Below are 13,937 nucleotides of genomic sequence, written 5' to 3' on the forward strand. Positions count from 1 at the left end.
CCTTCTATCTGAGCGCGCGTTAATCTTCGAAAATATCAAGTGGCAAGATTGCCGAAACGACGAAATTGGGAACGTCGACAAGCTGGCCGATCCTGAGATCGACCGCGGCCGCTGCGATCACATAGGCCTGTTCCCTGCTGAGGCTCTTTTCCTCCACCATCCAGTCGATGATGCGAACCAGTGCATCGCGCGTCGCGAGCGTCAAATCTTCGGACAGATTGGTAAGCGGCGCCACCTTGGGACTGTCGAGATAGGCGAGATGCGGCGGCACTTCTCCCGCCTGTTTCACCGGCATACCGGTGACCGCGTGAAACCTGGTCGGCTCTGTTGCCTTGAGCTGCGCACCGCCCCGGATCTGTGGGAAACGCATATTCTTGCCGCCGCCCTTTATGATTTCGCATCGCAGTGTGACCGTGGCCGCCATTTCCACGGCCGTACCGCACACTTCGCCATCGCCCTGCGCATAATGGATATCTCCGGTCCACAGACCGGCACCGTCATGGAGAACCGGAAACAGGATGGTCGTTCCGATCTGCATCGCCTTCACGTCCATATTGCCGCCGTTTTCGCGAGGGGGAATGGTGCGAAGCCCTTCCGAGGCATAGGGCGCCTCTTTGCCGAACAAATTCGCCGGAACCGCGCCATCAGGATCGGGCATCAAGACGAATCCTCCGGCCTCCGCCAGTGCGCCCTCTCGCTCGAGAGCATCTGCAACCTCCAGTTTGCCCGGAAGCACGCCGATGGACCCCGGGAAAGCGCACATCGGAATACGCACGCCTGGAATTTGATCGGAAACCGCATGGAGGCGGTCCAGCTTCCAGTTGGCGATGAACGGTCCAGGGATGAGATCACGCAAAAAACCGAAACCCGGCACGATCACGGTATAGCCGTAATCGTCGGGGGCGATGTCGACGACCGTTACCGCCAGAGCATCTCCGCGCTCGGCTCCTTCGATGTGCACGGGGCCGGTCATCGGGTGGACGCGATTCAAGTCGCAATCCGCGACTTGCCCGGAGCTGGTCCCGAAATCGAACTGCGAATCGAAGGCATCCCGCGTATGATAGACAATATAGTCGCCGGGCTTGGCCGTCGCGACCGGATCGAGCGCATAATGCAGACGGTTAAAGCAATTCGGATCGTCTGCAGCCAGCCGACCGCTTCGCGTGATTGTGACCGTCTCCGCCATTTACATGCCCTTTAATTGTCTTGCGGATGAGCCTGAATGAAACGAACCCGCGGAAAGCCGCTTTATGTGGCGCGAGTGGGCGATCGAACACTAGCCCGCTGGCGTCTCGGTTAGCCTGAACATGCACCCATTCTCTCAAAAGCCCGAAAATATGCGGCCCGGCTTCGCGGCATGATAACGCAAGTCAATTGCGGCGTCGGGTTCATACTCGCGCATTCAGGCTAGGCTTCGTGGACAAAGCTTGACCTGAGACTCGTCCTTCGATTCAAGGCTGCCTTTTGGAGGCGGCATTGGGCGAGCGGATCGGGGTGTTGGATGAAGAATGGGCGTTGATAGGGCCGTTGCTGCCTCCGGAGCGGGGACGCAGCTGCCGACCTGCGCAGGATAACCGCCGTTACTTCGAGGGCATGATGTGGATCGCCCGGACGGGCGCGCAATGGCGACATCTCCCCGATGAGTATGGCAAGTGGAACAGCGTTTTCCGGCGCTATCGAAGATGGGTCACGACCGGTGTGTTCGATGCCATGCTCGAGACGCTGGCCGAACTGGCTGGCCGCGATAGCGCCGCCGACATGATCGATAGCACGGTAGTCCGGGCACATCATTGTGCCGTCGGCATAAAAAGGGGACTCAGCAAACCGAGGCGCTTGGCCGATCGCGAGGCGGCTTCACCACCAAGCTCCACGCGCGGTGCGATGCGAGAGGCCTCCCACTCGGCTTCGTGCTGACACCGGGCCAGGCGCATGACGTACAAGGCTTTGCGCCGCTGTTCCGGATAATCGGCGATCGGATCGAAGCCTTTCTCGCCGACCGCGGCTATGATGCCGACGCCATCCGCGGTGAGATTGCCGCTGCAGGCGTCGAGGCAGTGATCCCCGCCAAGGCCAACCGGCGCAATCCCGCGCAGCACGATCGCGCAAAATACAAGTGGCGCAACCTGATCGAGCGCCTGTTCAACAAACTCAAGAACTGGCGTCGCATCGCGACCCGCTACGACAAAACCAAGGAATCCTACCTCGGCTTCGTCGCGCTCGTCTCAATTAAACTATGGATACCCTTTGTCCACGAAGCCTAGCGCGAAAGCCCGGAGAAGTGCTTTTTCTAAGGAACAGTCACAAAATCGTAAGAATTTGTAGCTGCACGGCTCCAATACAGTACGCAAAGAGATGAAGGCCGTTCAACCGTTACTCAAAAGGGGGTTTAGCATGGGTCGTATTTTTCTCGAGCAGCCGAACGGCCGGTTTTTTGAAGGCCGAAGAAAGATATCTTCACGAGTCAGCGTGCTCGCCCTGACTGCGGCCATCGGCAATCTTGCTGCTTTTGCCCCTGCGAACGCCCAAGAACCGCCTGAGGCATCCCCGCAAACTCCACCTCAGTCGGCCGATGTAACAAACCGTGCGGAAGCGGCGACCGAGCCTGAGACAGCGCTGGCAGATACCACTACAACAGCAGACAATATCGGCGTCGGCACGATTGTAGTGACGGCAAGACGGCGCGAGGAATCACTGCAGGACACCCCCATCTCGATTTCTGCTGTTACCGCAAATGACTTGCAGGAAAGGGGCATCAACACCGTCACCGATATCGGAGACTTCACACCGAACGTCCGCTTCAACAGTTCGGTGCCAGTGTCGGCCAGCAATGCGACGGCAGCGATCTACATACGCGGAATCGGGCAGAACGACTATCAATTGTCGGCCGATCCGGGGGTCGGACTTTATCTCGATGGCGTGTATATCTCGCGCGGCGTCGGCAACATGCTGGATGTTCTCGACATAGAGCGCATCGAAGTGCTGCGCGGACCGCAAGGCACTTTGTTCGGACGCAATACAATCGGTGGTGCCGTTAGCGTCGTCACCAGAAAGCCCGCCGACGAATTAAGCGGCCGGGTGCAGCTCACTACGGGCCGGTATAATAGAGTACAGGCAAACGGGATAATCGATGTTCCGATTACCGATGGCGTGTATTCTAGCCTCGCCTTTTTCTACCACAATAGAGAAGGCTATGTGGATGGGACGCTAATCAATGCGCCCGATCTCGGCGATACGAATTCGCTTGCTGGTCGCTTCGCCATACGGCTAGAGCCGACTCACAATCTATCGATCAATATCGCGGTGGACGGCACGCGGTCGCGCGAGGAATCAGCGCCAAACGTGCTGATAGAAGCGTTTGAAGATGCGGACGCCGCACAGATATATAATGGCGTATTTTCGGGTGCCCCGCAGATTTGTGCCGATCCTACCAATCCGGCGCGGCTTAACGACGCGCGTTGCTATAATAGCCAGTGGGAGTTGGCGCCGTTTGAACATGCCGGCACGTTTCAGACGATTTTTCCCCAGTTCGACAATTTCGGAAGCCGCCGATATCAGTCCGCATCCGACACCGATATCTGGGGTATCTACGGCACTCTCGAATGGGAACTGACAGACAATATCAGTTTCAAATCGATTACCGCCTATCGCAGCGTCGAAGGATTTTGGACGCGCGACTCAGATCACAGCCCGGCCTCTCTGGTACAGACTAAGAATGATTGGACACAGGACCAATTCTCCCAAGAGGTTCAGCTTTTGGGAAATGCCTTCGATGACAGGCTGAATTGGGTTATCGGTGCCTATTATGCGGACGAGCAAGGCGATCACCGCGATGTTGTCGGCATCCTCGACGCGGTGTTTCTTAGCGGCGCAACATTGGAAGCCGAAAGCGTCGCCTTTTTCGGCCAGGCTACATTCGAAATCGTGGAGAATCTGAATCTGACCGCAGGCATCAGATGGACGGAAGATGAAAAGACGTTTTTTAATGATAACCAGTTCATCGTCGAAGCCGGCGTCTTTACGGGAGCACCCCTGAACCCGGATGGCAGCGGTTTGATGGACGGCGATCCATTGATGGGGCCTTTGGGTTCAAGCTCGACGGTCAGCGACGACGCCTGGACACCGATGGCCAGCCTTTCCTATCGCTGGAACGATAGTCTGCTGACCTATGTCTCCTATTCGGAAGGATTCAAAGGCGGAGGTTTCACACAGCGTGTCTTCCCGCCATTGCCTGACATACCCACATTCCGGCCGGAATTCAGTACATCCTACGAATTTGGCTTCAAAAGCGATCTCTTCGACCGGCGTTTGCGGATAAACGGGGCGATCTTCCGTAACGATTACACGGATCTCCAGCTTACGGTGAATGATCCCACATTGGGTTTCGCGCCGATTGTCCAGAACGCTGCGCAGGCAAGAATCGAAGGGTTCGAGCTCGAGTTTGAGGCCCGGCCGATCGAGCCACTGCGCTTACAGGCAGGCGTTGGTTATCTCGATGCGCGCTATCTCGAGGTCGATATCCGGGGCCGTAATGCCGGTGTGACGGTTGACGACCGTCTGCAAAACGCGCCCGAATGGACGCTTAGCGCCAGTGCGGCCTATGATATCGACATTATCGGCTTTGGCACGCTGACGCCGCGCGTCGATTGGTCCTACCGTTCCACCGTCGCCAACGACGCTGTCAACACACCCCAGCTGATCCAGGGCGGCTATCACCTACTCAACGCCTCGTTAAATTTTCTCGATGAGGACGAACGATTTGGTCTTCGCTTCGAGGTCAAGAATATTACTGACGAAGTCTATCTGGGCTCGGGTTATTTTGATGGTTTTGGCGGGATCATCGAGGGTGTCTACGGTCGGCCGCGCGAATGGTCGCTGACGGCGAGCGTGCGGTTTTGACGCTCGTCGAATTGGCCGAGCGGCTCGCGCGCGTCGAAGCTCGCCAGGCAATTGAGGACCTGATTGCCAATCTTGCGCGAGCTTTCGATGCCGGGCCGTCGGCCGAAGTTCTTCGGCCGCTCTTCCATGCGGATGCAATCTTTCATATCGACAATTACGGCACGCTCGAAGGCCGGGACGCGATTGTAGAAGGTGTCATGGGAAACGCCGATACCGGGTTTGCCTGGACGCTTCATTTTCTGGTTTCGCCGCGGATCGCCCTATCGGACACCGCCACCGCGGCGAAGCTCGGCTTCATGCTCTGGGAGACGGCTACATCTGCAAGCGGCCGCGCTTATTGGATAGGCGGTCGATATCAAGCGGAAGCGCGACAGGAAAAGGATAAATGGGTCTTCACCCATCTGGCGCTCGAAGCGGAATTGATATCGCATTATCCGGAAGGGTGGCATGAAAAGCCGGCGAGTTTGGATGCGACCTGACCGGCGAGTGGATCAATTGCGCTCCGGGGACGGGCGAAGCGGTCAACGGCTAGCGCCTATTACCGCCTATCCGCACAATCGCCCCTCTACAAAGGGACGATGCAGTGGTTGAAACTTCAACTGAAATGGATGCGCCGCCTGGCAGTCTGGATCATATCCTGCGATCGACCGATGCCATTCGCGACGAGTTAGGCGTCGAATCGGTTTCGCTGGACATTGTTCGCGATCCCGCGCTCTTCGAGCGGGAGCGGGAGGCAATTTTCGGCAAGGTCTGGCTGAAGGTCGCAACCGAATGGGAGTTGCCCCGACCAGGCGACTATAAGGTCAAGAGCATCGCCGTCGCCGATGCGTCTGTGATCATCGTGCGCGGCAAGGACGGAACGGTCAGAGCCTTCCATAATGTCTGTACGCATCGGGGTAACCGGATCGTCTCATCCAACGATTTCGAAACCTCAGGCAACGCAAGGGCCAATGTGTTTTCCTGCCGCTTTCACGGCTGGGTATTTTCAACCGACGGCACGCTCCGTTCGGTTCCCATGGAAGAGGGTTTCGGGTCTTTGGACAAGGATTGCCTCGGTCTCAAGGAAATTGCCTGCGATGTGTGGCAGGGGTTCATTTTCATCAACTTCGTCGATGAGCCCGATCAAACGCTGGGTGATTATCTCGGTGATTTCGGAAAATTATTCGCCGGATTCCCTTATCACGAAGCGACCACCGCCTATCGCTATTCCACCGTGCTGGATTGCAACTGGAAAGTCGCGCTGTTCGCGTTCAGCGAAGGTTATCACGTGCCGACGATCCATGCCGGGTCGTTGCCCGGATTTACCGGCCTCGAACATACCGACTTCAAGCTTATGGGGCCGCACGCATCGTCGACCATCTATGGCGGCGGGATGGATGCGGCGCAGTCGACGAACACTTTTGCCGGGTTACTGGCTGGCTCCCCGCTTCACAAACCCAAGCCTGACCAGCTACCGCCGAATATCAATCCCATGCGACGGGAAGACTTCCAGTTCGAATTCCCCAATATCTTTCCTAATTTCCTAATCCATCTTGCCGCTGGATGCGGTTATCCGGGAATGGCCTATTTCACGCATCAATTCTGGCCGCTCGAGCATGGCAAGACGCTCTGGGAGGGCATCAACTATTTTTGGCCAGCACAAAATGCGGCCGAAGATGTCGCTCAACGTCACGTCAATGCGCTGCATCGCAATGCCTGGCTGGAAGATACGGCGACGATGGAGGATACCTTTGCCGGGATTATGTCCGGTGTGCTCGATACCGTCGAACTCATGGATCTCGAATTCATGATTCGACATGCCGCCCGGACGGTCCGGACATATATCGATGTCTGAGATGAAGCTTCCCGCAGCATATAAGAGCTTGGAGACGATCGCGCTAAAATGGGCGAAGCCGAGTGAGACCGAGCGCGATGAGGTCAGATGGAACGCCACTCCGGAAGAGTTCGCGGCATTTTACGAAACCGTCATGCCCCATATCGACGCGATCCTCGATCATTTATCGAACAGCCAGCCGAAAGATCTCGACGCAGCCGAGAGGCATTTATTCTATCTCGCCTGCGCTTTGGCCGAAGCGACTCCCCACCATGAGCTTTACAATGGCAGTGCGCAGGTTCCGTTCAGTTTTGATGCCCGGCGGTTCGTTCCGGCCCATGGCAAACTGGATTCGGCGTCCGGCTCTCCGTCGTAACGCGATCTACGAAAGGTATAGGTGATGACCAAACAGGCGAAACCGGCGGTTTCCCACGAACGGACCCCTGCCGAGGCGCGCACTGAGCAGATCGTTTTCGATATTGTCGAAGCGGTGCGCGATGTTTTGCGCACTGACGACGTAACCTTCGAAGAGTATCGGACCGCGGTCCATTTCCTCATGGATTATGTCAATCAGCCGGTTCACGAAGTGCCGCTCATGTGCGATCTCTGGTTCAATGCCGCGATTTGCGACATTGAAAGCGCGAAACGGGACGGGTCTGCGACGGCGGTCGAGGGTCCCTACTTCATGGATGACATTCCCGTTGTAACCGATCGTCTGAAAACGAAAGACGATGGGGAACCCTTGGTGATTCAAGGCGCTGTCACCGCAACCGATGGACGTTCGGTTGCTGGAACGAAACTCTATATCTGGCATTCGAATCCGCAAGGCTATTACAGCGGCTATGCGGACGACTTCCCCAAGGACTATTATCGCGGCATTGTGGAACTGGACGAAACAGGTCGCTTTTCGGTCAAAACGACGATGCCCGCGCCTTACACCATTCCTTTGGGCGGTATTACCAACCGCCTGCTCACAGCCATGGGACGTCATCCCTGGCGTCCTGCCCACCTGCATTTCAAACTACTCAATCCGGAATTTCTGCCTCTGACCACGCAAGCCCATTTCGAAAATTTCGACTATATGGAGAACGACTGCGTCAACGGTGTCCGGCCATCCAACACCTATCTGCTACGCGAAGATGATTCCGGGAAAGTTCTGGATATCGACTTCACGCTCGATCCAGCCGGAAACTAGTCCATGTGTCATGGAGCCGCCTGCGCCTATTTCCCGCCGATTGCCGCCTCCACCCCAATTAAAGGGGCGGTTATGGCCCATGGCTATGGCGATGATGCCGCATCCAGACGGGTTGCCGTCCTTCCCGATATTTATGGCTGCAATCCTTTCTACAGAGGTTTTGCCACCTATCTCGCTAAAATGGATATGCGAACATTTCTCGTGGATCCTTTCGACGGGCTGGGCGAATTGCCCGAGATCAGCCGCGAAGCGGCTTTTGAGCGGCGGCACAAGCTTCGCGATGCCGAATTCATCGACAATTTTCTGGCTTTCTCCAATGCGGAAAATGTCAATGCGGTGATCGGTTTCTGTCTCGGCGGCTTCTACGTCTTCGAACTCGCACGGCGGGATTTTCCCGGCACGCTCGTCGGATTGTATGGCTTTCCGCAGGGCATGGATAATCAGGATCCGCTCCCTGCTCCGTTCGACTATCTTCCGGATATCAGCAAACGTCATGTTATGTTGATGGGTGGTCTGGATTCGTCGGTCGGGCCTGAAAATGTCGCACGGCTCAAAACTATCGCCGAGAACAACCACGCGATTGATCTTACCGTTTTCGATGAGTCTGGCCATGGCTTCCTCGCCGATCTGGACGGCGTAGATCCCGCTGCGAGAACCGTTGCGCGTCAGGCCCTTGGTCTATGTGAGGCTGAACTCAAGCCGCAGGAATCGAACTATCGCCGCGCCTGATGCTTTCAGCTATCGCGCCCTCCCGACGCGTGTCATCTTCGGGCGCGGTGCACGAAACGAAGCGGACGGGGAACTTCGCGATCTCGATATTAGGCGGCCCTTCGTGGTCGCCAGTACCGAGCAGAGCGATACCGCCAGGCAATTTATCGACGAGGCAGGATTGGACAATGCCGTGCTCCATGCCCAAGCACGGATGCATACGCCGGTCGTGGTCACCGACGCGGCGCATGCGGAGCTTGATCGCCACGGCTGCGACGGGCTCGTTGCGATTGGCGGCGGCTCGGCGATCGGCTTGTCCAAGGCCCTGGCCGCGCGCACTGATCTTCCTCAGCTCATTTTGCCCACGACCTATGCCGGATCGGAAATGACCGATATTCTCGGTGAGACGGACGACGGCGAAAAGCGCACCAGACGTTCGCCGTCGATCCAGCCGGAAACCGTGATCTATGATGTCGAGCTAACATTGTCTTTGCCGGTCGCAATAAGCGTACGCAGCGGCATAAATGCCATCGCGCATGCGGTGGAAGGGCTCTATGCGCATGATGCCAACCCGGTGAGCACCGTAATGGGGTTAGAAGCGATAAGATTGCTCAAAACCGCTTTGCCCGCGATAGCGAACGATCGAAACGACCTTTCCGCCCGCTCACAAGCATTTCTCGGATCGCATCTCGCCGCCGGCGTACTCGGAATGGTCAGCATGTCGCTACACCACAAGCTCTGCCACATATTGGGAGGAACGTTCGATTTGCCCCATGCTGCGGTGCATAGCATCATGCTCCCATACACGATAGCGTATAATAGCAATGCAGCGAGGGCCGCGCTTGCGCCGCTGGAAAATGTATTCGCTGGCGATATTGCGCGAGGTCTATTCGATCTCAATCGCTCTCTCGAAATCAACGAAACACTTGCAGATTTGAATATGCGGGAAGTCGATATAGACCAAGCAGTAAGAATGGCTTTAGCGAACCCCTATTCTAATCCCGCCGAGCTCGAAGCCTCTGCTCTCCGGACGCTTTTTAAAATGGCAGTCAACGGCGAACCACCTGGACCGTCGTCGAAAGCATCATCGCATTAATTCGGAGCCGTCCAATCAGACACAGGATACTACCATGCCATGCAGTTAATTTTTTTCGACATCGCTTTTCGCTCGAAATCATCCTTTGCGCGATTTCACTGTACGTTAAAACAATTGTAGCGCCTGCTTTTCTCAATGACGTGCCTCCTTAGCGTGGTCCACCGGGTAAGAAAGTAAGGTTCCGACGGTAATGGTCACCATTCTGGGCAGCGCGAGGCAAGATGACTTCTGAGAAAGTCGATAACGCGTTTGCCCGATAAATTTTTGATGAGCACATGACATTATGTTTCTTCCCAGTAGCCGTAGCTTGAAGTTAAAATCATTACCAAAAAGAGGAGAGCAGCCGGACAGTTTCGAAATGGCGATCCGGTCGGTCCAGGAACCCGGACAAAATGAAATTCTCGTCCGAAACCTCTATCTTTTTGTCGAGAGTGCGTTTTCCGATTCAGTCGACAAATTTGAGCCGCATTCAGCTTATTTCTTGGTAGATGAGGTGGTACGCGCACTGGCCATATGCGAAGTCGTCAAAAGCCAGAATCCATTATTTGATGTAGGTAGTCGGATATTTGGATGGTTTGGATTGCAAGAATGGGCGACGGTACGCGATCCCGAAATAGTTTTGCGCGTTAAGGACGGGGATGAGAAAAAACTAATTGAATTGTCCGAAATACGAGATGGATGGGGCGCTTGTTTAGATGCAATCGTGCAGTATTTTCCTCCATCACCCGAGCTCCGAAGGATCGTACGGTTGCATGGAGAAATTGATGGGTGATGCTTGCTCTAAGTGTGAATTCTTGGGCTACGTGCAAAGAAACCATCTCGATAGTGGGCACACATGAGTCCAAACAGTTCGATGACACAGTCAAAACACACCAAGATGTAAGAATGGCGATCACTGTGGGTGCGCAGCACCCTAGCGTGCTCTTAGGCGAACGCCCGCCGCTGGCAGCATGAACCACTGCGCAATGGGAAGGTGCAGACAGCGTGCAGATCGTGGAACGACCACTCGGGACGTTAGCAGAGTTATTTTGAAAGACCCAACTGGAGATTCTAGATGAAAACCCGTGCCGCCGTTGCCTTTGAAGCGAAGAAACCGCTCGAAATAATCGAGTTGGACCTTGAAGGTCCCAAAGCTGGCGAGGTGCTGGTTGAGATCATGGCGACGGGCATTTGCCATACCGACGCCTATACGCTTGACGGGCTGGACAGCGAGGGGCTGTTTCCATCGGTGCTCGGCCATGAGGGCGCTGGAATCGTCCGCGAAGTTGGAGCCGGCGTCGCCAGCGTGAAGCCCGGTGACCATGTCATCCCGCTCTACACGCCCGAATGCCGCCAGTGTAAGAGCTGCCTTTCCGGCAGGACCAATCTGTGCAACGCGATCCGCGCGACCCAGGGCCAGGGTTTGATGCCCGACGGCACCAGCCGGTTCAGTTACAAGGACGAGACGATCTTCCATTATATGGGCTGCTCGACCTTTTCGAATTTTACAGTTCTTCCCGAAATCGCCGTCGCCAAGATTCGCGATGACACGCCTTTTGAGAGCAGCTGTTACATCGGCTGCGGTGTGACCACGGGCGTCGGTGCGGTGACCAACACAGCGAAGGTGGAACCGGGTGCCAACGTTATCGTTTTCGGGCTTGGCGGCATCGGCCTCAACGTACTTCAGGGCGCGCGCATGGTCGGCGCGGACAAGATAATAGGCGTGGACATCAACAACGACCGTGAAGAATGGGGCCGCAAGTTCGGCATGACGCACTTCGTCAATCCAACCAAGGTGGATGGCGATATCGTGCAGCATCTCGTCGAGCTGACCGATGGCGGCGCGGACTATACCTTCGATTGCACGGGCAACACCGATGTGATGCGCACCGCGCTTGAAGCCTGCCATCGCGGTTGGGGCGAAAGCATCATCATCGGCGTGGCGGAAGCTGGTAAGGAAATCGCCACCCGCCCGTTTCAGCTGGTCACCGGGAGGGTCTGGAAAGGTACGGCGTTTGGCGGCGCCAAAGGACGCACCGATGTGCCCAAGATCGTCGACTGGTATATGAACGGCAAGATCGAGATCGATCCGATGATCACCCACAGGCTGAGTCTCGAAGACATCAATAAAGGCTTCGATCTGATGCATGCGGGTGAGAGTATCCGCAGCGTAGTCGTTTACTAAGTTAAGGAACAAACAGATGCCCCAGTTAACGGTGGTAAGTCGAGACGGCGAACAATCGGTTGTCGAGGCCGAAGCCGGCCTTACGATCATGGAAATCATACGCGACAGCGGATTTGATGAACTGCTTGCTCTTTGCGGCGGTTGTTACAGTTGCGCGACGCGCTATGTGTATGTCGACGAAAGCTGGTCAGACCGCCTGCCCGCTATAACCGAGGACGAGAACGACCTTCTCAACAGTTCCGACCATCGCAACGCAACATCCCGCCTTAGCTTGCCAGCTCGTATTTGACGATACGCTGGACGGTTTGCGTGTGAAATCACCCCTTAGGATTAGGCACTATCAGTGCGGAAAATGTAGAGGGGGTGGGCGGCGATCACATTGCTGCAACAGGCGCCCAAAGGCTCACTCGGGCTGTTCGCTGACGTGGCTGGGATCGATGCGGTGCAGGTACTCGCGCAGAGGTCAATTGGGCAATTGAGCGGCAGCTGCCGGTGATAGTTTAAAGGGTGACGTGACATGGTGAAAGTGGTCCGGTTACAAGGTTAGTATTTCCGGCGGATTTTCTTGTGTGAGGAGATACGTCGATGAAGAGAAAGAGATTTTCAACCGAACAGATTGTAGCGGTTCTGAAGTAGGCCGAGCTGGGCCTGCCGGTGGCGGATCTGATCCGCCAGGTCGGCATTATCGAGCAGACATTCTATCGCTGGAAGCGGCAATATGGCGGACTGGAATCGGATCAGGTCCGCGAGTTGAAGCAGGTGACGGAAGAGAATGCGCGGCTCAAGAAGCTGGTTGCGGAGTTGAGCCTCGACAAGGCGGTTCTGCAGGACGTGCTGTCAAAAAAGTTCCCCGGCCAATGTTCATGAAGGAGGTTGTAGCCTATGTCGTGTCTTCACACGGCTACAGCGAGCGCCGGGCCTGCCAGGTGACGCGGCAACATCGCTCGACGCAGCGCAAACCGAGCACGCGCGATCCACGGACCGAACTGCGCCGGCGTATGCACGAGATCGTGGCGACGCGGATCCGATACGGCTATCGGCGCATCCATGTGATGCTGAAGCGCGAAGGCTGGGAGGTAGGCCGTCATGTCGTCTACCGGCTGTATCGTGAGGAACGCTTGGCCCTGCGGGCCAAAGGCCGCGTCGGCGCAAGATGATCGCCCATCGGCAGGCACGCTGTCAGCCGAGCCGGCCCAACGAAGTCTGGAGCCTCTAGGCGGCGTGGACAAATTTGTTGACGTTGGGGTGATCGCTTGATTCAAGGCTGGCTTTTGGAGGCAGGCTTGAGCCGGGGCGATCTTACAGAGTAAGAATGGCGTGTTTTGAGGGACTTGCTACCGATTGATGGATCGAGGCGAGGGCGAGGCAGGCGGCCTGAACAGAACCGGGCTATCATCAACGGGATACTCTGGCGGCTTCGCTGCGGGACGCCCTGGCGCGATGTTCCGCCCAAGTACGGCAACTGGAACACGATCTATCGGCGGTTCAGGCGATGGAGCGAGGCCGGGGTCTGGGAGGCAGTGTCCGTCACACTGGCCGAGATCATGGCGGACAACGGCCATTACAGCATCGATAGCACCACGGTTCGCGCCCATGTCTCGGCGGCGGGCGGAAAAGGGGGGCTCGTCGAAGAGCTCTTGGCCGCTCGCGGGGTGGGTTCACCAGTAAACTTCACTGTCTGGTTGATCGACGACGGCGCCCGCTCGCCTTCCACCTGACAGAGGGCGAAGCGGCCGATTGCAAGGCCTATGACACCCTGATCGCCATGCCGGAGCAGCCACCGGAAGCATTCCTGGCTGACAAGGGATACGATGCCGATGCCATCCGCACCGACCTTGCTAGTCGCAATATACAGGCCGTCATTCCCGGGCGGTCAAACCGCCGGATCAAGATCGACTATGATCGCGAACTCTACAAGCAGCGCAACCAAATCGAACGCTTCTTCGGACGCCTGAAAATCAACCGGGCAATCGCAACACGCTACGATCAACTCGCCGAAAGCTTCCTCTCAATGGTACATATCGCTTCAGCAAGATACTGGCTCAAATTTGTCCACGCCGCCTAG

10 protein-coding genes and 4 pseudogenes are annotated in these 13,937 nt (G+C 56.4%); 13 read left to right on the forward strand and 1 reads right to left on the reverse strand.

All coding sequences use genetic code 11. From position 1 onward, the window contains the following. Positions 1–19: 19 nt before the first annotated feature. Positions 20–1,186, reverse strand: a complete 1,167-nt coding sequence (locus HFP57_RS08505; RefSeq protein WP_176869377.1) for an acetamidase/formamidase family protein — start codon at positions 1,184–1,186, stop codon at positions 20–22. A 308-nt stretch (positions 1,187–1,494) separates the two neighbouring features. Here HFP57_RS08505 and HFP57_RS08510 point away from each other — a divergent pair. From HFP57_RS08510 to HFP57_RS08575, 13 genes and pseudogenes are all read left to right on the forward strand, one after another. Continuing rightward, a pseudogene (locus HFP57_RS08510) lies at positions 1,495–2,261 on the forward strand (IS5 family transposase). A 130-nt stretch (positions 2,262–2,391) separates the two neighbouring features. Then, positions 2,392–4,896 (forward strand): TonB-dependent receptor, encoded by a 2,505-nt coding sequence (locus tag HFP57_RS08515; RefSeq protein ID WP_176869378.1) that lies wholly within the window; start codon positions 2,392–2,394, stop codon positions 4,894–4,896. A gap of 11 nt (positions 4,897–4,907) precedes the next feature. Then, positions 4,908–5,375, forward strand: coding sequence for a nuclear transport factor 2 family protein (locus HFP57_RS08520; protein WP_246263528.1), 468 nt, complete (start codon positions 4,908–4,910; stop codon positions 5,373–5,375). 104 nt (positions 5,376–5,479) lie between these two features. Then, positions 5,480–6,730 (forward strand): aromatic ring-hydroxylating oxygenase subunit alpha, encoded by a 1,251-nt coding sequence (locus tag HFP57_RS08525; protein ID WP_246263530.1) that lies wholly within the window; start codon positions 5,480–5,482, stop codon positions 6,728–6,730. 28 nt (positions 6,731–6,758) lie between these two features. Continuing rightward, positions 6,759–7,085 (forward strand): hypothetical protein, encoded by a 327-nt coding sequence (locus tag HFP57_RS08530; RefSeq protein ID WP_246263532.1) that lies wholly within the window; start codon positions 6,759–6,761, stop codon positions 7,083–7,085. A gap of 24 nt (positions 7,086–7,109) precedes the next feature. Further along, on the forward strand, positions 7,110–7,904 hold the full coding sequence (locus HFP57_RS08535; RefSeq protein ID WP_176869381.1) for a dioxygenase family protein: 795 nt from the start codon (positions 7,110–7,112) through the stop codon (positions 7,902–7,904). Between the two features lie 3 nt (positions 7,905–7,907). Further along, entirely contained in the window at positions 7,908–8,633 is a 726-nt protein-coding gene (locus tag HFP57_RS08540) for a dienelactone hydrolase family protein (RefSeq protein ID WP_176869382.1), read from the forward strand. Further along, complete coding sequence (locus HFP57_RS08545) at positions 8,587–9,708, forward strand: maleylacetate reductase (protein ID WP_246263668.1); 1,122 nt, start codon at positions 8,587–8,589, stop codon at positions 9,706–9,708. Before HFP57_RS08540 ends, HFP57_RS08545 begins: the two co-directional genes overlap by 47 nt. 283 nt (positions 9,709–9,991) lie before the next feature. Next, a complete protein-coding gene (locus HFP57_RS08550) occupies positions 9,992–10,480 on the forward strand; it encodes an MDR/zinc-dependent alcohol dehydrogenase-like family protein (protein ID WP_176869383.1) in 489 nt (162 codons plus the stop codon). A 282-nt stretch (positions 10,481–10,762) separates the two neighbouring features. Then, a complete protein-coding gene (locus HFP57_RS08555) occupies positions 10,763–11,872 on the forward strand; it encodes an S-(hydroxymethyl)glutathione dehydrogenase/class III alcohol dehydrogenase (protein ID WP_176869384.1) in 1,110 nt (369 codons plus the stop codon). A 16-nt stretch (positions 11,873–11,888) separates the two neighbouring features. Then, positions 11,889–12,186: pseudogene (locus HFP57_RS08560) on the forward strand (2Fe-2S iron-sulfur cluster-binding family protein); the annotation flags it as partial. A gap of 328 nt (positions 12,187–12,514) precedes the next feature. Beyond that, positions 12,515–13,085: pseudogene (locus HFP57_RS18020) on the forward strand (transposase); the annotation flags it as partial. A 118-nt stretch (positions 13,086–13,203) separates the two neighbouring features. Beyond that, positions 13,204–13,937, forward strand: a pseudogene (locus HFP57_RS08575) (IS5 family transposase).

Origin of the sequence: Parasphingopyxis algicola (assembly GCF_013378075.1) — a bacterium.
GTDB classification, from domain to species: Bacteria; Pseudomonadota; Alphaproteobacteria; order Sphingomonadales; family Sphingomonadaceae; genus Parasphingopyxis; species Parasphingopyxis algicola.

Excerpts from the sequence above, each read along its gene's own strand:
- HFP57_RS08505 (WP_176869377.1), bottom strand. The coding sequence starts at position 1,186 with ATGGCGGAGACGGTCACAATCACGCGAAGCGGTCGGCTGGCTGCAGAC.
- HFP57_RS08515 (WP_176869378.1), top strand. The coding sequence starts at position 2,392 with ATGGGTCGTATTTTTCTCGAGCAGCCGAACGGCCGGTTTTTTGAAGGC.
- HFP57_RS08535 (WP_176869381.1), top strand. The coding sequence starts at position 7,110 with ATGACCAAACAGGCGAAACCGGCGGTTTCCCACGAACGGACCCCTGCC.
- HFP57_RS08540 (WP_176869382.1), top strand. The coding sequence starts at position 7,908 with ATGTGTCATGGAGCCGCCTGCGCCTATTTCCCGCCGATTGCCGCCTCC.
- HFP57_RS08550 (WP_176869383.1), top strand. The coding sequence starts at position 9,992 with ATGTTTCTTCCCAGTAGCCGTAGCTTGAAGTTAAAATCATTACCAAAA.
- HFP57_RS08555 (WP_176869384.1), top strand. The coding sequence starts at position 10,763 with ATGAAAACCCGTGCCGCCGTTGCCTTTGAAGCGAAGAAACCGCTCGAA.